We start from the raw sequence: 20,812 nt of genomic DNA, 5'->3' as shown, positions 1-20,812 counted from the left end.
CAATGTTCTTCCTTGAATATTTTGGTGGAAACTGGTTCACTTGTAATAAACAATGATTTAAGGAAGTGTTGCAGGATGGCAAGTAATGGTGGTACTTTCCAAGCATTTATGGCCAAAATGGCAAATTCAACTGCTTACCAACGGGGAAATACGAACGAGTTTAGTCCGGATCGGGTTGAGTATGATCCAACGTCCCCACTATCTGGAAAAAAGATTGCTTTTTTGGGCTCTTCAGTGACGTACGGCTTTGCCGCCCATGGGGTTTCATTTGTTGATTACCTCCGAGCACGTGATGGTGTAGTCGCAACCAAGTCGGCGGTTTCCGGAACCACATTAGCGGGAAGCGCAACGGACGGTTACCTCGCCCGCCTGCAACGAGATTTTGATCCGACCGCTGATTACGATCTCTTTGTTTGTCAACTATCGACCAATGATAATCGTTACGGTAAGGAGCTTGGTCAAGCAACGGCGAGTGATCAACGAGATCAGTTCGATCAAGAAACAACCCTTGGTGCCGTTGAAACGATCTGTTCAATTGTTCAAGATCGGTTCCATTGTCCGTTGGTTTTCTATACCTGTTTGCAAGACGATCCTAATCATGATTATCAAACCTTAATTAATGAATTAAAAAAATTAAGTTCAAAGTGGGGGTTTAGGATTATCGATCTTTTTAACAACCACGGGTTAAAGACAAGCATAGCTGCGCATCCCAATGCTATGTTTGATGACGTCCACCCGACTCAAGAAGGCTACTTGAAGGTGTGGTTACCATTTTTTGAACGACAGTTACCACGTTTTATTTAAAATTGTGTTAATCCCTAGATAAAATACAAACGGCGTAATATAAAAATGGCCTTCAGCGCTCGGTAAAACCGATGCTGAAGGCCTCTCTTTGTGTTTTCCTAAGGCTAGCTATGCATCAAAGGGATACTGAATTCCTAACCCGTCAACGTCCCTAGTCATTTCTACTTCATTGCCAATTAACTTTAAGGTGATAATCATTATAATATGGTGTCCCGTTGCAAAATCGTTAATTACTTCCTGTTTATCATCACAAATAATGGTCATTGAAATTTAGTCATGGTATTTCTTTCTCGAAGATTAGTCTGTCACAATCTCATTTACTGGGGATGATGAGTTGGATGGTAGTTTAACTAGGGCTCCAGCGATAATGGCGATGATTGTAACTAAGAACGGGAAGAAGGCCCATGGGATAAAGGTAAGTGGATTAATTTGAAGAGTAGTAGCGATAAAGACCCCAGAAACACTCCAGGGCACAATTGCGTTAACGGCGGCTCCAGCATCATTTAAGATCCGGGTAAAATCTTCACGCTTTAAGCCTAATTTGTCGGCGACGGGAAGAAATGATTGTCCCGGTAAGATAATTGCAAGGTAATGTTCACCAACCATTAAGTTAACGCCAATGCAAGTTAGAGCAGTGGCAAAGGTTAACCGACCAGGAGTTTTAACTATTCCTGCAAGGTGATTGATGATTGTGCTGATGATATTGAATTTAATTAACAAACCACCAAGAGCAAGGGCAAAAAGAATTAAGGCCAATGAGGTAAGCATACTGGAGATTCCCCCTTTAGAGAGGAGAGTATCAATTGTCTTGTCACCGGTATGGGAAACAAACCCAGTCATAATCGTGTGCGTAATTGTTGAAATGTTAGTGCTAGGACTGTGAATCCAGCCGAGAAGAACGGCAAATAGTGAACCGAGACCGAGTGAAGGAATAGCGGGAACTTGGAAAATAGCAAGAATAATTAGGAGGAGGACCGGAAGCAATGCCCAACCAGAAATCCAGAAGCCGTTAGCAAGACCATTCATCATTTGGTGAACGGCGCCTAGGCTAACATCCTTGGAGTTTATGCCGAGGAAGGTGTAGAGGACGACGCAGATTGCCCAGGCAGGAATATCGGTTACCAAGAGGGCTTTGATGTGCTTGTAGATGCTAATGTCACCGACACTGGCTGCAAGGTTGGTTGTTCCTGATAGTGGTGAAATGTTGGAACCACAGAAGGCACCGGAAACAATTACCCCAGCGGTTAAACCAGGATTGATGTGAAGAGTAGCACCGATACCGACGAAGGCAATTCCCATTGTGGAAACGGTCGTGAACGAACTCCCACAAGCAATCCCGACCAGAGTACAAACAATAAAGACGGTTGGTAAGAAGAATTTAACCGAAATAATTTCAAAGCCGAGGTACATGATTGTCGGAATTGTTCCGGAGAAAATCCAAGTGGCGATTAGAACCCCAATTGAGAGGAAAATAATCAATGGATCGACACCTGCGCGAAGGCCGCTACGCATTCCGTCCATTACCGTTTGCCACTTGAAACCACGGAGGTGACCGTAAATTGCTAATAGGACAAAGGAAATGAAGAGTGGTGCTTGTGGTTCTTGGCGCTTAACGATAATCAAGTAACCAAGAATGCAGAGGATAACGGCAAGAATAATTAGGCTTTCACCGAAGCTTAAGACGGGTTCTGGTTTATTGGTTGATTTTTTAAATAATTTCATAATCGTTCTCCTTGATTTATATTGGGAAAGGTGAAGGGGCTGATGTGCTTTGTTTGAGTTACCTCGAGCTAACGTTCTATGCTACTGGGTCAAAACGTGCTCGCCGTGACCGCAATCTTCGCCTAACTATCCCGTCCTTGATTGCAAGTCAATCATCGTCCGGGATTCCTTAGTGCTCGATTGCTAGTCCGTCACGGATCGCACTCTACAACAAAAGCCCTAACTAAATGACGTTCGTGGGTCAATCTAGTTGGGGCTCCCTGTAAAGAAATATAAAGTAAGGAAAAACACACCTTTGCTAGATTTGGGTACCTAGCAAAGGCCTCATTAAAACAACCCTGCTTAGGCACGAACGTCAATGTCCGCGCCTAAGCACAGACATTATGCGAGATAAGCATAGTTGTGATAATACTTGGTTGTTGTTAATGATAAATGAGTCATTTTAAATATTCCTTTCATTTGATGATAACTCAATTAAAACATTCTAATTTTAATTAATCAAGTTTTAATTTTAAAAATGTGATTTGTAGCGTAATATTTCTACGAATTATTCCTATTTGAATAATCTAGTTAGTTATAAGCCTTCTTCGTATTGGCCAGTAAATATAGTTAATAAATAATAGAACTTACGAAAACCATTGTAGGTAATTTGTTTAATTTTATTGTTAGTAGTTGTTTGTATTTGCGATGGGTAAGATGATTAATTACTTCAATATCGATACTAAGCTTATCAACACTTAAAATATAGAACTTTCTCAGTATTCGTTAAATTGGATACTGGGATTGTTTTGTCTTAAAGATTAGCTTTTTCTAAAGAAGGTGGGAATTGCTCATAAGTTCATATATTCTTCACAGCCGTCATGCTATAATTCTCCTACTAAAAATGCTAGTAACTTATTGGAAAATCCAAATGTTAGAAAGAAGGGATGAATAATGGCAGTTTACATTCGACAAGCACACGAAGATGATCTCACAGAAATTATCAAATTAATTGAAGCAGGCAAGAAAGTACTAAGCGCTCGGGAAAATCCATAATGGCAAGATGACCACCCAACAGTAGCGACGATGAAAGATGATATTAAACGAGGCTATAGCTGGGCATTGATTGATGGTAAACAAATTGTTGGCACCGCAGTACTCCAGCTCCGTCCTGAGAAAAACTACGCTAAAATTATGGATGGACAATGGATAAAGCCAGATGAACCATATGCGATTATTCACCGCCTGACGATTGATCAAATGGCAGAGCCCCATCATTTGGGGAAGCTCTTTTTATCGAATTTAGTTACGGTCGGTAGCAGTTCTTGTGGTACAGGTCGTAGCCACGAAGGTGGTTTACTGCTTATTTAAAACTAAATCTTGAAGAACGAGAACATAATAATTTTATTAACTGAAAAAGATAATGTTATTTTCAGCTAAAATAAGTGAAATTATTAATCTTTTTCCTAAATATTGAGTTGGTTATTACCGAGTGGTTTACTAGAAATAGCCATTGTAAGTGGTTATGCTTTATTGGGAGGATATTTGATATAAATTTATAGAAAACGTTAGGCATTTCATGTGCAATTTTATTAGCTTTATTGGCACTTAGTGTTGGAAAAAGATCAACAACTCATGCGATATCGTATAACAAAGCGTGAGCAGCACATAACCAACTAATGGGGTTGATAATTTACGTAACTAAGCAAGTCAAGAAAACGCCAAGACCTACTTGGTGCTAGTGGCTAGCTTTTGAACTTACGGGCTGCTGCTAATGCTAATAATTAGCCAACACACGATGCTACTAAGACTAACAGTGAAACGAGGGGATTGCCACAAAACGGAAATGCTAACGGCGTTGTTGCTTCGGTCGCCAGAACCTTACTAGCAGCTGTTGCTTCAATGTTTAGTGTAACCACGGTAAACAAGCGGTTTTACTAATTACGCTTAGAATGGTAATTTTAGTTTAAGCAAAAGGACCAGCGAAATTTTTGCTGGTCCTTTTATATTAGCGGTAGCTCTTTTGTTTAAGTTAAATACTAATGAAGATTGCGATAAAAGTTGAAAAGCCAAGGATAAAAATTAACAGAGCTGTCCTTTCAGGGAAGAATGTTAACGTTTATTCCCAGACATTTAGAAATTAGTACTCCAATAGCAATAATTAAGTCTGCTGAGTAAAAAAATTTCATGAGGTTGTTTAAACTCGAATTTATCATTTCTGTAATAAACCACTAGTCGAATCAAGAAGATCACGAAAAGTATGGTATCCGGTAAGCTCTGACTAATAATTTTCTGGTAACGTGAAACTTATTCAGGGTGAAATGGGCTTAACTTTAACAGCTCCTTAGCCGTTTAGAGAATCCTTTAGCTTTTCTTCAACTTTCTTCTTTGTTATAGAGGAATGATTAATAATTAATCATTTTTGTTGCATTCACAACAAAAATGCCTATAATAGAATCAGTAAGGAGACATTTATCATGATTGACATTTTGCGCGAAGTTGGAATGATTGAGCGAGCCCTTGATTCAATCGCCAACAGGGAGTTTAAACAGTTTAACCTATCTAACCTTCAGTTCCTCTACGTGGTGCGGATTTATGAGCATCCGGGAATCATCGCTGAGCAGCTTGCCAACTTGATAAAGGTCGATCGGACAACTCTTGCCCGTGCCGTCCGACGATTAGAGAAGCAAGGTTATGTTTGCCGGGAAAATGATCCTGAGAACAAAAAGATCAAGCACCTCTACGTTACCAAAAAGGGTAAGGAGATTTATCCTTTTATTATGCGGGAAAATACTCATTCCAATGAGGTTGCTTTGAAAGGATTCAACGCTGAGGAAGCGCAGCAGGTCCATGATTATTTAGTCCGGATTCGTCAGAATGTTGATGCTGACTGGAATTTTGTAAAGCATGGTGGCAAAAGAGAATATTAATTAAGGGAGCGATTAAGATGGATCAAGTTATTGTTGATCAAGGCTTTTGGGATCTCTTCCCAGATGCTCAAGTAAATATTTTGTACGTTGATGGGATCGATAATCATGATAATGACGAGAATTTAGCAGAACGGCGCAAGTTACTTCACAATGCTACTGAAGAAGCACAAAAATTTTTAACTAATGAAACCTTTCGCTTAAATCCCGTTGTTGATCAATGGCGTAAAGCTTACCAACAATTCAAGAAAAAGAAGGGTGCTCGTGCATCTATTGAAGCATTGTTAAAACGGGTTGCTCAGGGAAGAACATTCGACCCAATTGACCCAATGGTTGACGTTTATAATAGTGTATCCATGACTTATGGTGTTCCGGTTGGAATTGAGGATCGGGATAAGATTGCCGGTGATATGCACCTCGGAATTGCTAAGGGTGGCGAATCATTCCAACCAGTTGGTGCTGATAAGGATGAACCAGCCCTTGAAGGCGAAGTAATGTACTATGATAATGAGGGTGCGGTTTGTCGTTGCTTGAACTGGCGTGACGCTCAACGGACGATGTTGACCCAAGAATCTAAAAATATTGTGGCGGTTATTGAAGCTATTAATCCGGAACAAATTCAAAGAGCTAACGAAGCAATGGACGAATTATCTAAGCTCATTCAACACTACTTCGCGGTTGAACCTAGCCAAATTTTTCACCTTACTAAGGACGACCCAACGGCAGTAGTTCCAAAGTAATTATGAATAATACAGTATGCAATTAGGTCGAGGGGTTAACTTCGGCCTTTTTATTGTTTTAAGCCTAGCTGATGATGGAGGAGTGCTCTCAGTCGACACTCTTTCTGGTATAATCAATTAGTAATATTGCACTAGATTTATTAAGGAGTGGTATGGATGGAGTACGCAGGAAAATCACCAGAATTATGGGCTGCGATCAAAAATGAAGAACAGCGTCAACAAGAGACAATTGAGTTAATTGCTTCTGAAAATATTGTTTCCAAGGAAGTGCGGGAAGCTCAAGGCTCTGTTTTAACTAATAAGTATGCTGAAGGGTACCCAGGTAAGCGTTACTATGGTGGGTGCCAATACATCGATCAAGTCGAACAGTTGGCAATTGACTACGCTAAAAAGCTGTTTAGTGCTGAATATGCAAACGTACAACCACATTCTGGTTCCCAAGCTAATATGGCGGTTTATCAAGCCCTTCTTAAGCCAGGGGATAAGATCCTTGGAATGGGGATGGATGCTGGTGGGCACCTAACTCATGGTGCTAAGGTTAATTTTTCTGGCAAGGTTTACGAATCCTATAGTTATGGCTTGAGTCCAGAAACGGAAGAATTGGACTTTGCCCAGATCGAACAACTAGCTCTTGAGATTAACCCGAGTTTGATCGTCGCTGGTGCTTCAGCTTATAGCCGGATTATTGATTGGCAAAAATTCCGTGAGATTGCGGATGAGGTGGGGGCATACCTAATGGTTGATATGGCTCATATTGCTGGCCTTGTCGCTACAGGTGCTCATCCGAATCCAGTCCCAGTTGCGGATGTTGTCACAACTACCACTCATAAGACATTGCGTGGCCCGCGTGGGGGAATGATCCTTTCTAAGTCATTAGAAATTGGTAAAAAGATTAATTCAGCTCTCTTCCCTGGTACCCAAGGTGGGCCGCTAGAACACGTAATTGCCGGAAAAGCTCAAGCGTTTTATGAGGATCTTCAGCCACAATTTACCGATTATATTAACCAGGTAGTTAAGAATGCTGCTGCTATGTCCGATGAATTTAATAAGTCAGAGAATATTCGAGTTGTTTCTGGGGGAACGGAAAACCACCTCTTAGTAATTGATATTACTAAGACTGGACTTACTGGTAAGAATGCCCAAGACTTATTAGATGATGTCCACATTACAACTAATAAGGAATCAATCCCTAATGACCAACGGAGTCCGTTTGTTACAAGTGGATTGCGGATTGGGACCCCAGCAGTTACTAGCCGGGGATTTAAAGAGGAAGATGTTCGGCAAGTGGCCGATTTAATCATTAGGTTATTGAGTAATGCCAATGATGAAGTGGTTAAGGCAGAAGTAGCTAAGCAGGTCCATGAGTTAACTAGTAAACACCCGATCACTGAATAATTTGTCAAGAGTTATTCATTAATTGCATAGATAACAATAAAAAGAAAGCATTTTCATTTGTAGCTCTTTTTTCATACAATAAAGAAAAAATGTTAAAAACGAAGGGAGTCTACATAATGAAAAAGGCGTTTTTTGCTAAAGCAGGGCAGATGGAACTAAAGGACGTCGAAAAGCCGAAGATTCAGGCTGACGATGATGTAATTTTGAAGATTATCCGAACCTGCGTTTGTGGTTCCGACCTTTGGAACTTCCGAGGAATTAACCCACTTAAGGGTGGTGAAGAAAACTCTGGTCACGAAGCCTTGGCAATTGTTGAAGAAGTTGGGGATGACATCACAACTGTTAAGCCCGGTGACTTCGTTATTGCTCCATTTACCCATGGGTGTGGACAGTGTGCCGCATGTCGCGCGGGATTTGATGGTTCTTGCCAAAATCATACTGACAACTTTAGTGATGGGGTTCAAGGAGAATACTACCGATTTACTCATGCTCAATGGTCATTAGTCAAGGTTCCTGGCCAACCAAGTGATTACAGTGAGGGAATGCTGAAGTCATTGCTAGCCCTTGCTGATGTAATGGCGACTGGGTACCATGCTGCTCGAGTAGCAAACGTTAAAGCAGGTGATACCGTTGTCGTAATGGGCGATGGTGCTGTTGGCCTTTGTGCGATTATTGCTGCTAAGATGCGGGGAGCCAAGAAGATTATTTCTACTAGTCGTCATGCGGATCGTGAAGCGTTAGCCAAGACATTTGGTGCCACCGATAATGTTGCTGAACGTGGTGATGAAGCCATAAAGGAGATTATGGGATTAACCCACGGTGATGGGGCGGACGCCGTTCTTGAATGTGTTGGGACTGAGCAATCAACTGATACTGCAATGAAGGTTGGCCGTCCAGGTGCAATTATAGGTCGAGTTGGGTTGCCTCATACCCCAAAGCAGGACATGACTACACCATTCTACAAGAACACCATTGTGGCAGGTGGGCCTGCTTCCGTTACTACTTATGACAAGGCGGTTCTTCTTAAAGCCGTTCTTGATGGTGAAATTAACCCTGGAAAAGTCTTTACTAAGACTTTTACCCTTGATCAAATTCAAGAAGCTTACCAAGCAATGGCTGATCGTCAAGTTATTAAATCGTATATTGTAATAGACTAAGCTGAAAATTAACATTATCTAAATCGCCCTTTATTTCGTCGAAGCGTTATTCTTGACGAATTGAAGGACGATTTTTATATTTGTAGACGAAGAGAGGAAGGAGGGTGGTTGGTTGATGCGTCGTTACTTTTTAGTTCTACTGTCCGTCTTTATGGTAGGCATAGTTAGTCAATCGGTAATAGCAGATGATGGTTCATCATTACCAACAAACTATTTTAACCAAGATGCTGGGGATAAAAGTACGGGTGATTTTAGTATTGATGATCCTAATGAGACGCCAAGTAATAAAAAAATAGCGATCCCTCGTGATACACCGACACCTCTTGAAGGAGTTCGTTGGCAAAAGAAAACAATTTGGATTTATATGCGGACGAGTGATCCCCGTTTGAAGAGCGCATTTCAGAATGCGGTCAAGAATTGGAACAAGGTTAAAGAAATTAAAATTAAGTGGACAAAAGATGAGGATAAGGCAAATATTATTGCAGCAGATGGTGACCTTTCAGCCAATAATACAAATAATGGAGTCGGATACCAAACTGCACAGTTAGGTGAAACGAAGACTGAGTATAATCCGGACACCCATGAACTTCATAAGGCAACTTCAATTTTGGATCCTTACCAATTAGACTATACAAACCCTAATTTCCGAAGTGAAGTTGCGCAACATGAATTGGGACATGCTTTAGGGTTAGCTCATGCGCCAGAGTATGAACACAGTGTTATGGTGCCACGAAATATCCGAACGGGGATTACTAAAAATGACCGGAAGAGTATTCATTTACTTTACCAATAGTTTTTTGTGTTGACAAATGTAAACAACCATTTATAATAGAATTATAAATTACAAATGTAAACAGTAAAGTGGGGGGACTTATTATGACACAAATCATTGTTTTAATTATCGCTGTTGCTTTAATTCTTGGTATTATTTGGTGGTTCTTTGGTAAACATACCGAGAGCAGTGAAACTGCAACGGTTAATGATCAACATCAAACCGCAACGGTGGTTGTCCATGGTGGCTATTCACCAGAGAAGGTTGTTCTAAAAAAGGGAATACCGGCAACCGTTAACTTTGTGATGAAGGATGGGACAGCCTGCTTATCTCATGTTGTCTTTGATAAGCTAGGAATTGATAAAGATTTGACTAAGCAGCCGGTAACGTCAATCAATATCCCAACTGATAAGGCGGGTGAATACGACTTTGCTTGTGGGATGGACATGTTCCACGGAAAGGTGGTTGTTAAGTAATGAAACTATCTAGTATCCAACGCTTTTGGATTTCATTTATCTTAACCATCCCGATGATTATCCAAATGCTGGCAATGCCATTTCATTGGATGATGCCGGGGTACAATTGGATTGCGTTTGTTACCACTACTCTAGTAATGCTAATTGCGGCATTGCCTTATTGGACAAGTGGCTGGGTGGCATTTAAGAATCATCATGCCAATATGAATACTTTGGTTGCGATTGGAACGGGAATTGCCTACTTTTACAGTATCTTTGCAATGGCAACTGGACGCGAAGTCTACTTTGAGAGTGCTGATTTTATTGCGGTCTTTGTATTGCTCGGTGACACAATGGAAGAACGGATGCATAATAACGCTTCGAATGCCTTGAAAAAGCTATTAGACTTACAAGTAAAAGAAGCGGACGTTCTCCGGGATGGTAAATTTGTCCAGGTCCCACTAAGCCAGGTGAAGAAAGGTGACATCATCCGGGTTAAGCCGGGGCAAAAGATTCCGGTTGATGGTGTTGTTACTAAGGGATCAACAACGGTTAATGAGTCAATGGTGACTGGTGAAAGTATGCCAGTAAGGAAGAAAGTTGGCGACACCGTTATTGGTTCGACAATTAATGGTGATGGGGCAATTGAGTTTAAAGCTACCAAGGTTGGAAATGAAACTGTCCTTGCCCAAATTGTTGAAATGGTTAAGAAGGCCCAAACTAGCCATGCACCAATTCAAAACCTGACCGACCGAATTTCAGGTATTTTTGTTCCAGCTGTTTTGATTATTGCAATTGTCACTTTTGTTGTTTGGTTCGTCTTTCTTGGTGCTACTGCAGTTAATGCGATGCTGTTCGCGGTGGCAGTGATCGTGATTGCCTGTCCATGTGCACTTGGTTTAGCAACTCCAACTGCTTTGATGGTTGGAACAAGTCGTGCAGCCAAGATGGGTGTTTTGATTAAGGACGGTCAAGCGCTTGAGGAGATCAATGCAGTTAAGACAATTGCTTTTGATAAGACTGGGACAATTACTGTCGGCAAGCCAGTTGTTACTGATGTTGTTGGTGATCAAACACAGACGCTACAAGTTGCGGGAAGTTTGGAATCGTCATCTGAACACCCGCTTGCTAAGGCAGTTGTTGAGAAGAGTGAAGGGGAGCAGGTCAAGCTCCTTCCGGTTACTGACTTTAAGGCAGTAGAAGGCCAGGGAGTAACTGGAAAGGTCGATGGTCAAAAGACGTTTGTCGGCAGCTTGAAGTTAGCGGAAGATACCCAAGTACCGCAAGAATTTAAGGAGCAAGCAAGTAAACTCCAGAATGAAGCTAAGACAGTAGTCTATGTTGGCCTTGGAAATAAGCTTATTGGTTTGATTGCAATTCAGGATACACCAAAGAAGAGCTCAGCAACCGCAATTGCCCAATTAAAGGCTCGAGGATTGCGAACGGTAATGATTACTGGTGATAATGAGCAAGTTGCAAAGGTGATCGCTAAGCAAGTCGGTATTGATGATGTGATCGCTGGGGTAATGCCAAACCAAAAGTCAGCGGTCATTGAATCATTGCAAAAGGATGGTCAAAAAGTAGCCTTTGTCGGTGATGGGATCAATGATGCGCCCGCTTTAACAACCGCGGATGTTGGGATTGCAATGGGTTCAGGAACTGATATTGCGATTGAGTCAGGAAGTATTGTGTTGGTTCATAATGATTTACGCGGGGTTGTTCGGGCATTATCAATCAGTCAGAAGACCTTTAATCGGATTAAACTCAATCTTTTCTGGGCATTAATCTATAACGTTATCGGGATCCCAATTGCCGCTGGTGTCTTTGTTGGTTTTGGCTTAACGTTAAGTCCAGAATTTTCGGCATTTGCAATGGCATTTAGTTCTGTTTCCGTTGTAACCTCTTCATTGCTATTAAATTGGACGAAAATAGAAGACGCTGGCGACTAATTTTTAATTTTGGCTAACTTGGTGTGGTAGGTGTGATACAATAGGAAATGAATGCTTTATGAGCAAAATTACGAACGAAGCCGTGAAAACGGGATCAATATGATCCTGGATCATACTCTCACTGTGAGAGCGTAGTTCAAAAATATCATGAAGGAGTTTTTAGTTATGATTCAAACAATCGATCTGAAAAAAGGGATGGTTTTTGAACGCGGTGGCAAGTTGCTCCGGGTTCTCCAAATCAACCACCACAAGCCAGGTAAGGGTAACACTTTAATGCAAATGGACATCCAAGACGTACGGACTGGTTCCATTGTGCACACTACTATGCGTCCATCCGAAAAGGTTGAACAAGTTAACGTTGACAAGCGTCAAGCTCAATACCTTTACGACCAAGGTGACTCTTCCGTATTCATGGATATGGAAAACTATGACCAATACGAAGTCTCTGCTGATCAACTAGGTGACGACAAGAAGTACTTGGTTGAAAACATGAAGGTTACTGTTAACTTCGTTGATGGTGAAATTGTTGGTATCGAATTGCCAACCACTGTTGAACTTGAAGTTGCTGATACCCAACCAATGATCAAGGGTGCTACGATTGATGGTGGTGGTAAGCCAGCTACTATGACTACTGGTTTAGTTGTTAACGTTCCTGCATTTATCAAGAATGGTGATAAGTTAATCATTAATACTACCGATGGCTCTTACAAGTCACGGGCATAATTAGAGTGTGAAGCCGTTAGCCACCGGAAAGTTAGACTGAACACATTTCGGCTATGTTGCCGATAACAATAACTCCCTTCCAGATACTTAGTTTATCTGGGAGGGAGTTTATTATTTCTAAGACTTTTCTTGAGAATATAAGATGAATCAACGATAGGAGCAAGGGACTGTAACCTAAATACTATTTCCTAGATAAAATGCGAGTAACGTTGGTGTTCGACAAAGACAAAAATTGAAGGCCTATTTGTGCTTGCGGGAGGATGATGACGAAGGTATTATGATTCTGTCTTCATACTCCCTTTTAGTATTTAAAAAATAACCTTGTTTCTGAACGGATGTTTGGGGTAATCTAATATGAGAGTAAAAGGGAGATGAATGAAATGGAAAAACTTGTTACGCTAACGGTTAAGCATCGTCGTGAGATAATTCAAAAACTAACTCCACGACAAGTCGAAGCACTTAGTGAATTCACCCGGTTTACAATCCTTTCTAAATTTCATACTCGCCACTACTTGAAAAATACGGACTGGCAATTTATAGGGATGATGATTGATCCATATTACCATCAAGCACATAGTCATCACGGAGAAAATCTATATTGTGATTGTGGGCGACGGCTAAAGAACCAGTTTATTCTTCGTTCTCGTTCATCTGGTAGGCAATTAAGATTAGGTATTACCCATTTCCAACAGCACGCCAGTATTCCGGAAAAGGTCGCTAAGGAGATTCAAGCTGGAGTTAACGAAATTCACTTATACATGGATAGCATTTTACAGCGCTATGCTGCTGGACACTCATTTCCCCATGCTGCCTTTGATTATGCAGTTAAACATGGTGGCTTTATTAATCGTGAAAGTACGATCTTATATCAGCGCTGTCAGTTATTTGCAAATGTTAATTTGCCGCTTTATCAAACCGATGAATTAGCTTTACGACAACTAGTCCGTGAATTAAAAAGTGGGACTCGTCCCCGATTAACCAAAAAGCAAATTTTGCAGTTAAAAGAAACAATCGCAACAGATTGGCGACAACTTGAGCAACAGTTGACGTTAATTCAATTTCAATTAAGTGAAGCTGGTGTGACAGGTCAAGATCTTCACCGGATTAAAAGTAACGGGATTAACTATGCTCTCCAGCGGCGGAAGAGTCGCTTTTTAGTTCACCAGTGGAAAGAGATCACTGACCTAACCTTAAATAAGGCCCGTGCTCAACTCGTAATTAAGTTACGTGAGTTAGCCTTCTACGCTTTAATATTAGGGGATGAAGAAAAATTCAGCTTGCAACAAGCACAAATTTGTCAATCTTTAGCAGCTCATCATATTAGCGTTAAGGGATCCCGGTCATTCGGTGTCCGTGAAGCACAAAAGATTATTGAAGAACTTTCCGATGTTAGTTAGGGCGTGTAAAATAAACATATAATTTAGGGAGAAGAGTCAGCATGGAAACACTTATTGCTTTATTTATTGGCGGAATTGTTATTGGAACGATTGTGGTAATGTTTGGTGGTGGAGCAGCCGTGATCGCAGGGCTTTTCCTATTAGGCTTACCAAGTGTTAGTGCTGCGGCAAACTCTTCATACGTTCTGGCTTGCATGTCCTTGTTGGGAACCCAGTTTACTAATCTCTTATTACATCACATTACAAGTCTGGAAGAACTATCCGGTTTAGCTGTTACGGATGAAGTCGATTTAGGCGAAGTTAGCAAGCTTTCTACTGGTGAGGCTTTTCTACTACTAGCTAATGGATCACAGCAGAAGATTAAAGTTAACCTACCAAAATGGTGGGATAAATAAGTAGGATGACATGATAGGAATGAAAAAAATGAAAATGCAAAAACAAGGGCCGACACCTTTTATAAAGTGGGTCGGTGGGAAACGACAATTATTAACAGAATTAGAAAAATACTATCCACAAGACTTTCACCGTTATTTTGAACCCTTTATTGGTGGAGGTGCTAATTTGCTGAATTTTTTACCAAAGAGGGCCGTGATTAACGATTTTAATGAAGAATTAGTAAATGCTTGGCAAGTAGTTAAGGAGCAACCGGAGGAACTGATTAACTTAATTGAGAACCATGCTAGCAATGATAGTAAGGAATATTATTTGGATGTTCGCTTAGCAGATCGTGATGGACGATTAGCTCGAATGTCTTTAGTTGAACGAGCGGCACGGTTTATCTACCTGAATAAAGCAGGATTTAATGGCTTGTGGCGGGTTAACTCTAAGGGACAGAATAATGTTCCCTATGGTGCCCATAAAACTGTTAATGTGCCAGTTGATGCAATTCGAAGTGATCATCACTATTTAGCTAGTAACGATGTCAAGATCCTTCAAGGAGATTATCAGGCTGCTGTAGCAGGGGCGAAGGAAAACGACTTTGTTTATTTTGATCCGCCTTATATTCCTGTGAACCAAACTGCGGCATTTACTAGCTATACGAAGAATGGCTTTGGTTTAGCACAACAGGAGGAGTTGCGAGATCTGGCCTTGAAGTTAGCTAATCGTGGAGTTAAAGTGATGCTTTCCAATTCCGATGTACCATTGATTGAACAACTTTACTCTGAACGGCAATTCCACATTCACCACGTTCAGGCGCGCCGTAGTGTTAATTCAAAGGGAAATAAGCGTGGTAAAGTCGGTGAGGTAATTATCACGACCTATGGAGAAGAATCATGATAGAGAATGATGTAGGTGGTGCTAATACTAACCGAAATGGTCTTTCATTTGAAGAACGGACTGATTTAGCACAGCATTTAAAAAAAGATTTTAATGGAAGGTATCAGTTAGCAGAATATCCCATTGAAAGTAAGAACATGGTTAAGAGGGGAGCAAAGGATCACCGCTTTCTAGTACATGACCGGATTACCGATGAAAATATTGGTGTCGTAACGAAGCAGTTTCAGTTCTATAATGTGTTAAAGCAGGTTTACGGGATTGAAAATATTCATCATAAATTTTGGAAACCAGACGAGGCCTTCTTTAATTTTAAGCACCGAACGGTTTTTATTGTGGAGAAAAAATACCAAAATGGTTCTGGATCTGTTGATGAGAAATTGTTTGGTTTTAATGCGAAGCGTGTTCTTTATCAGGAAATATTTAATCGTCAAATGAAGGAACCAGTTATTCCGGTAGAGTTCGTTGCAATGTTCAACCGTTCATGGTGGTTAGATGGTCAAACATTGGATGAAGCTGGTAAGATCAAAAAACAGCAATCAGTTGATTATCATGATTACTTTGATAGTTTACGGAATAATGGTGTTCGGATCATGTTTGATCACTATGAAGACTGGTTTTTAGGATTAAATGGTTGAAGGTGCAAGCAAAGTAAATTGTAAAGAAAGCAGGACAAAACTATCATTTTATGGTATAACTAACTGTAGATTGTTTTATCCAATCAATTACTTTGAATCACAAAAAGGGCGACGATTAAAAACATCGTCGCCCTTTTTGTTTTAAATTTATGGTCAGTCATTTAAAGTTAATGATAGTATAGAAAGCAGGTTAAATTATTTAGAGGGTGATAGTTAGTGATTGAAATTTTTAACCATAAATATCCATTTCCGAAGATTTTAACTTGGGGATTTTTGACCATTATCTTCATTGGAACAATCTTATTATCATTGCCGATTGCAACTCGTTCTGGTCATAGCTGTGATTTCATGACGGCTATTTTTACATCTACTAGCGCAACTTGTGTAACAGGTTTAACTCTGGTCACGACAGCAACCTATTGGTCCTTTTTTGGGCAAATTGTGATTATGATCTTAATGGAAGTTGGTGGACTGGGGTTCATGACGTTTGCGGTTATGATGTCTCTACTAATTCACCAACGAATGCGCATGTCTACCCGTCTATTGACCCAGGAGGCTCTAAACCTTGAGCATCTTTCTCAACTAAATGTGGTAAATTTGATTATCCGCTTATCAATTATTATTCAGATTGCTGGAATGGGATTATTATTTATTGACTTTTATCCACGTTATGGCTTAAAGAAGGGATTATGGTTTAGTATTTTTCATTCGATTTCGGCCTTTTGTAATGCGGGCTTTGACTTGACTGGTAATAGTTTAGAAGACTACGCAAATGATCCATATATGTTAACGATAATGGCAAGTCTAATTATTGCTGGTTCATTTGGATTTTTGGTTTGGCAGGATCTCTTACGTTATCCTAAACGTCATCGTCTATCACTCCATACCCACCTTGTTTTACGAACTGGTGTAGTACTCTTTCTGATCTCACTAGTTGTTTATTTTCTTACTGAACATAATTTAAGCCAATTTAGTGGCGAACTATCTTACCCTAAGCGATTAATTAATACTGTTTTTATGGCGATCACACCGCGGACAGCCGGATTGATCACTGTTCCGTATACGAAACTTAGTGCTGCGGGAATTAGTACAACGATTATTTTAATGTTCATTGGTGGTGCTCCGGGTTCAACAGCCGGGGGGATCAAGACGACCACGATTGGCTTATTGACATTACAAAGTATTGCAACGCTACGGGGACAACGTGAAACCACGTTTGCCCACCGACGATTTACTGACAAGAATGTTTTTCGGGCGTTAACCTTATTATTTGTTGCATTTGCCATCTTAATGGTTGCAATATTGATATTAGTTGAAACTCAAGCACTTCCACCGCATGATTCATTAACTTATGTTACGTTTGAAGCAACGGCGGCCTTTGGAACAACGGGAATTTCTCTTGGAATTACGCCAAGTTTAAACTTTGTAGGAAAGATAGTAATTATGTTCTTAATGTTTATTGGTCGAGTAGGAATCTATACTGTAATGTACTCAATCTTGAATGCTCAGCCTAAGCAACGAGAATACAAGTATCCAAAGGAGGGTGTCTTAATTGGTTAAACGTGAGAGCTATGCTGTGATCGGTTTGGGACAGTTTGGCTCATCTATTTGTGAAGCACTTGTTCAAGCAGGCCAAGAAGTCCTGGCAATTGATAGTAATGAAGAAGTAATCAATGAATATTCTGATTCAGTAATGAGGGCAGTAATTGCGGATGCCCAAGATGAAGATGTCCTTCGTGATCTTGATATTGGTAGCTTCGATCATATTTATGTATCAATCGGGAAAAACGTTGAAGCAAGTATTATGGTAACGTTGATCGCCAAGGAGCTCGGTGCTAAAGACGTAATTTGTCGAGCTGAAAATGCAAATCACGCTAGGGTACTGGAGAAGATTGGGGCAGATCAAGTTGTCCGACCTGAACACGATCTAGCAAAGCGACTGGTTTTTCAGCAGTTAAATCCTGGGGTTGTTGACTATGTTCAGCTTAGTAAGGAAGTGACGTTAGCTGAGGTGAACATTAATAATCCGAAATTTTTCGGTAAGACTCTTGATGAGCTTGATTTCCGGAATCGATATAATGTTAATGTGATTATAATTGTGAACGAAAACGATCAGGTTAACCAAATGCCCCAAGCAAATGACGTTATTAAACCACACGATAAGGTAACGGTCGTTGGTGACCTAAAGGATATTAAAAAGCTCAATAGTATTGTGGCTTAATAAAAAGAAGGTAAATTATGAAGATATTGTTAATCATTATTATTATTTTAATCTTGTTAGTTGTCGGTACTTACTGCAATACCTTATTCCGTGGGCGTCGGCTAATTTGGCGAAGGGTCCTTGGCCAATTAAATGTTCCTGAAGATTCACAAGTGGCAATCCTCGGTTTGAATTACGCTGGATTATTTATTGAAATTGCTAAGATGCTTAAGGCTCCGGGTAAGGTTACCGGAATAAATATTGGTAATGAAAGTGTGAAAAAGCAAGAAGAAGAACGGATTAAGGAAAATCGAGTAGCTGATCGGACAAAAATAGTTGATGGTAGTTTAGCAAATTTACCATTGGAAAGCCGTCGTTATGACTATGTTTTGTCGGCATTTACCTTCCATAGTGTTACTCCCGCAATTAATCGTGGGCGGGCTATTCAGGAGGCAGTTCGGGTAATGAAGCCTGAAGGAATACTCGTAATCGTTGATTTTGGTGATCTTCAACAGTATCGACAGCTTCTTAATAATCTTGGCTTTCAAAATGTGCGAATAATTCCTACGGGCATGGATGGCTGGTGGGGTGGTCCCTGGTTAAAGACAAGTGTTTTGGTAGCGAAAAGGTAGATAACTAATAAGAAGTCCTTAGCAGTTCGGTTAATTTCGAACACTAAGGACTTCTTTGTTTTGAAATAATTTTAGAAGAATAGTTTACTCATAAGAATCATGTAGATTAGTAGGCAAGTTGAGCTAATTACAGCAGCGCCAAAGACGGCCCCTCCTCGTTTAAAGATTACTTTAAAGTTAACGGAGATTCCAAGAGCTGCCATTGCCATTCCCAAGAAAATGTAGGCTGCCTGAACAAGCCCATCAAGGAAAACTGCAGAAAATGGCAAAAATGTTCCTAGAATACTAGTAAGGATGAACCCACCCAGGAACCATGGAATGGGGAGCTTTTTTTGCGCTTGTTCGTGGTCCTCAATCTTTTCCCGAACTAGTCGTCGTTGATACCAGTAGCCAACGATTAAGGCCACTGGGGCAAGAAGAAGAACTCGAGAAAGCTTCATGATTAAGGCGTTATCTAAACTTGTTTCACCAAAAGCCCCTCCAGCAGCAACTGCATGGGCAATTTCGTGGAGTGATCCGCCGGCAACGATCCCAAATTGAGGATTAGAAAGACCAAGGAGTGGTTTGAGCCCGATTTCAACCAGTGTAAAGACAGTTCCCATTACACAAACAACTGCAACTGCGAGAACCTCATTTTCACGTTTTCGTTCTTCGTTTGTGGTTTCAATTTGTGGTGAAACTCCCATTACGGCAGCAGCACCACATATTCCACAACCACAGGCCGAAAGAATTGCTAGTTCATCTTCTGCACCAAACTTTCGGCTTAACCAGTAAGTTAAGCAGATCGTCCCAGTAACACCGATCATGGCTACCAGGATGGTTTTAACCCCGGCTTGAGCAAGGGCTTCAAGATTTAATCGAAAACCTAGCAGGATAATTCCTAGTCGTAAAAATTTATTTGAAATAAAACCCATTCCTGACTTTGCTTCTGTTTGGAGCTTACTTGGTGTTAATTGCATTGCAATCCCCAGTAACAATGCGATTACTAAAGCGCCGATTAGGTTAACATACGGTAATTTAGCTAAAAGAACTCCGGCAACCGCACAGATTAAGGTTATAATTGCAGCTAACCCAAAGCTCTTAGTTTTTATAATTGACATTATCTAATTATCCCCTCTCTTTAATCCTGTATAACTTTAGCAGATTCATGAGTATAAACAAGAGGATTGAGAAATAAAAACCAATGTAAACGATTACTTGAATGATTTTCCTTGCAGAGACTTTTAAAAAGCAAGAAAATGATGGTGTTATATAAAAAGGAGCGATATAAATGGATATTCAAAATGTTTCACTATTTCAATCTTATTCTTCTCTTGATATTTATCACAGTAATAGTGATGAACCCCTTCCTGGAGTTGTCATTATTCCCGGGGGCAGCTATAACAAAATTATGGAGCGGGATTCTGAACGGGTAGCAATTACACTGGCTAGTCACGCTTTTCAGGCATTTGTTGTTCGTTACCCAGTCATTGAGCATAGGGATTACCAGGCGGCTAAGTCCGCTGTTGCCCAGGCGTTTGATCATATTGTTGCCCATGACAAAGAATTGGATGTTGATGTTAACCACTTGGGTGTACTTGGTTTTTCAGCTGGGGGTCAATTAGCTGCTGCATACTCTAATACGGCTCACACTAAAGCTAAATTTGTTGGTTTAGGTTATCCGGTAATTAAGCCAACGCTTGATCAACGGATGGGTGTAACCACTGAAGATATTACCCGGCTAATTAACAAAAAAACACCAGCAACCTTTATTTGGGGTTCATTTAATGATGAATTAACGCCATTTGATGAACATATTCTTCCTTATGTTCAAAAATTAAGAGAACATAATGTTCCTGTGGAACTTCATGAATTTAGTACTGGAAACCACGGATTGGCATTAGCAAACGAGTATACAGGAATTGTAAATAATAACCGGACGGATGAACATATGGCGCTCTGGTTCCCACTATTTTTGGATTGGTTAAAGAGACTTAACTAAAATAGTTCTAAATAAAAGAGGGCGAGAAAAACAAAATGTTTTTCTCGCCCTCCACCTGTTACTAAT

21 protein-coding genes are annotated in these 20,812 nt (G+C 40.4%); 18 read left to right on the top strand and 3 right to left on the bottom strand.

Annotated elements, in window-relative coordinates; genetic code table 11:
• Window positions 1-75: 75 nt before the first annotated feature.
• The gene (locus H5R64_RS06530) at window positions 76-804 is read left to right on the top strand and encodes an SGNH/GDSL hydrolase family protein (RefSeq protein ID WP_182580803.1); all 729 of its coding nucleotides are present in this window, start codon (window positions 76-78) and stop codon (window positions 802-804) included.
• Window positions 805-912: 108 nt separating this feature from the next.
• On the opposite strand, the gene H5R64_RS06525 is transcribed toward H5R64_RS06530, so the two are convergent.
• Both H5R64_RS06525 and H5R64_RS06520 read right to left on the bottom strand, forming a co-directional pair.
• Complete coding sequence (locus H5R64_RS06525; RefSeq protein WP_182580804.1) at window positions 913-1,068, bottom strand: hypothetical protein; 156 nt, start codon at window positions 1,066-1,068, stop codon at window positions 913-915.
• 33 nt (window positions 1,069-1,101) lie between these two features.
• The gene (locus H5R64_RS06520; RefSeq protein WP_182580805.1) at window positions 1,102-2,526 is read right to left on the bottom strand and encodes a Na+/H+ antiporter NhaC family protein; all 1,425 of its coding nucleotides are present in this window, start codon (window positions 2,524-2,526) and stop codon (window positions 1,102-1,104) included.
• A gap of 1,065 nt (window positions 2,527-3,591) precedes the next feature.
• On the opposite strand from H5R64_RS06520, the gene H5R64_RS06515 reads away from it, so the two are divergent.
• The 16 genes from H5R64_RS06515 (at window position 3,592) to H5R64_RS06440 (ending at window position 18,765) form a co-directional block, all read left to right on the top strand.
• The gene (locus H5R64_RS06515; RefSeq protein ID WP_182580806.1) at window positions 3,592-3,876 is read left to right on the top strand and encodes a hypothetical protein; all 285 of its coding nucleotides are present in this window, start codon (window positions 3,592-3,594) and stop codon (window positions 3,874-3,876) included.
• A 1,106-nt stretch (window positions 3,877-4,982) separates the two neighbouring features.
• A complete protein-coding gene (locus H5R64_RS06510; protein ID WP_182580807.1) occupies window positions 4,983-5,435 on the top strand; it encodes a MarR family winged helix-turn-helix transcriptional regulator in 453 nt (150 codons plus the stop codon).
• Between the two features lie 17 nt (window positions 5,436-5,452).
• A complete protein-coding gene (locus H5R64_RS06505; RefSeq protein ID WP_182580808.1) occupies window positions 5,453-6,172 on the top strand; it encodes a B3/B4 domain-containing protein in 720 nt (239 codons plus the stop codon).
• Window positions 6,173-6,328: 156 nt separating this feature from the next.
• The gene (gene glyA, locus H5R64_RS06500) at window positions 6,329-7,567 is read left to right on the top strand and encodes a serine hydroxymethyltransferase (RefSeq protein WP_182580809.1); all 1,239 of its coding nucleotides are present in this window, start codon (window positions 6,329-6,331) and stop codon (window positions 7,565-7,567) included.
• A 116-nt stretch (window positions 7,568-7,683) separates the two neighbouring features.
• Window positions 7,684-8,724 (top strand): zinc-binding dehydrogenase, encoded by a 1,041-nt coding sequence (locus H5R64_RS06495; protein WP_182583089.1) that lies wholly within the window; start codon window positions 7,684-7,686, stop codon window positions 8,722-8,724.
• A 115-nt stretch (window positions 8,725-8,839) separates the two neighbouring features.
• Complete coding sequence (locus H5R64_RS06490) at window positions 8,840-9,517, top strand: M57 family metalloprotease (protein WP_182580811.1); 678 nt, start codon at window positions 8,840-8,842, stop codon at window positions 9,515-9,517.
• Window positions 9,518-9,600: 83 nt separating this feature from the next.
• On the top strand, window positions 9,601-9,972 hold the full coding sequence (locus H5R64_RS06485; protein WP_182580812.1) for a cupredoxin domain-containing protein: 372 nt from the start codon (window positions 9,601-9,603) through the stop codon (window positions 9,970-9,972).
• Window positions 9,972-11,900: a copper-translocating P-type ATPase gene (locus H5R64_RS06480; RefSeq protein ID WP_182580813.1), complete on the top strand. Its 1,929-nt coding sequence runs from the start codon at window positions 9,972-9,974 to the stop codon at window positions 11,898-11,900. Before H5R64_RS06485 ends, H5R64_RS06480 begins: the two co-directional genes overlap by 1 nt.
• A gap of 165 nt (window positions 11,901-12,065) precedes the next feature.
• On the top strand, window positions 12,066-12,623 hold the full coding sequence (efp, locus tag H5R64_RS06475) for an elongation factor P (protein ID WP_182580814.1): 558 nt from the start codon (window positions 12,066-12,068) through the stop codon (window positions 12,621-12,623).
• 380 nt (window positions 12,624-13,003) lie between these two features.
• Entirely contained in the window at window positions 13,004-14,020 is a 1,017-nt protein-coding gene (locus H5R64_RS06470) for a hypothetical protein (RefSeq protein WP_182580815.1), read from the top strand.
• Window positions 14,021-14,061: 41 nt separating this feature from the next.
• Window positions 14,062-14,415, top strand: coding sequence for a hypothetical protein (locus H5R64_RS06465; protein ID WP_182580816.1), 354 nt, complete (start codon window positions 14,062-14,064; stop codon window positions 14,413-14,415).
• A 10-nt stretch (window positions 14,416-14,425) separates the two neighbouring features.
• Window positions 14,426-15,298, top strand: coding sequence for a DNA adenine methylase (locus H5R64_RS06460; protein ID WP_182580817.1), 873 nt, complete (start codon window positions 14,426-14,428; stop codon window positions 15,296-15,298).
• Complete coding sequence (locus H5R64_RS06455; RefSeq protein ID WP_182583087.1) at window positions 15,295-15,933, top strand: hypothetical protein; 639 nt, start codon at window positions 15,295-15,297, stop codon at window positions 15,931-15,933. Before H5R64_RS06460 ends, H5R64_RS06455 begins: the two co-directional genes overlap by 4 nt.
• Window positions 15,934-16,149: 216 nt before the next feature.
• Window positions 16,150-17,493: a TrkH family potassium uptake protein gene (locus H5R64_RS06450; RefSeq protein ID WP_182580819.1), complete on the top strand. Its 1,344-nt coding sequence runs from the start codon at window positions 16,150-16,152 to the stop codon at window positions 17,491-17,493.
• A complete protein-coding gene (locus H5R64_RS06445; protein WP_182580820.1) occupies window positions 17,486-18,154 on the top strand; it encodes a potassium channel family protein in 669 nt (222 codons plus the stop codon). The genes H5R64_RS06450 and H5R64_RS06445 overlap by 8 nt, the downstream gene beginning before the upstream one ends.
• 17 nt (window positions 18,155-18,171) lie before the next feature.
• A complete protein-coding gene (locus H5R64_RS06440; protein ID WP_182583085.1) occupies window positions 18,172-18,765 on the top strand; it encodes a class I SAM-dependent methyltransferase in 594 nt (197 codons plus the stop codon).
• Window positions 18,766-18,836: 71 nt separating this feature from the next.
• On the opposite strand, the gene H5R64_RS06435 is transcribed toward H5R64_RS06440, so the two are convergent.
• Window positions 18,837-19,865 (bottom strand): YeiH family protein, encoded by a 1,029-nt coding sequence (locus H5R64_RS06435; RefSeq protein ID WP_182580822.1) that lies wholly within the window; start codon window positions 19,863-19,865, stop codon window positions 18,837-18,839.
• Between the two features lie 170 nt (window positions 19,866-20,035).
• Here H5R64_RS06435 and H5R64_RS06430 point away from each other — a divergent pair, with 170 nt between their 5' ends.
• Entirely contained in the window at window positions 20,036-20,746 is a 711-nt protein-coding gene (locus H5R64_RS06430) for an alpha/beta hydrolase (RefSeq protein ID WP_182580823.1), read from the top strand.
• Window positions 20,747-20,812 lie beyond the last annotated feature (66 nt).

The sequence above is a fragment of the Limosilactobacillus fastidiosus genome, from assembly GCF_014145505.1.
GTDB classification, from domain to species: domain Bacteria; phylum Bacillota; class Bacilli; order Lactobacillales; family Lactobacillaceae; genus Limosilactobacillus; species Limosilactobacillus fastidiosus.
The sequence above is the reverse complement of the archived record's forward strand: the minus strand, read 5'-3'. Positions and strand labels throughout refer to the sequence as shown.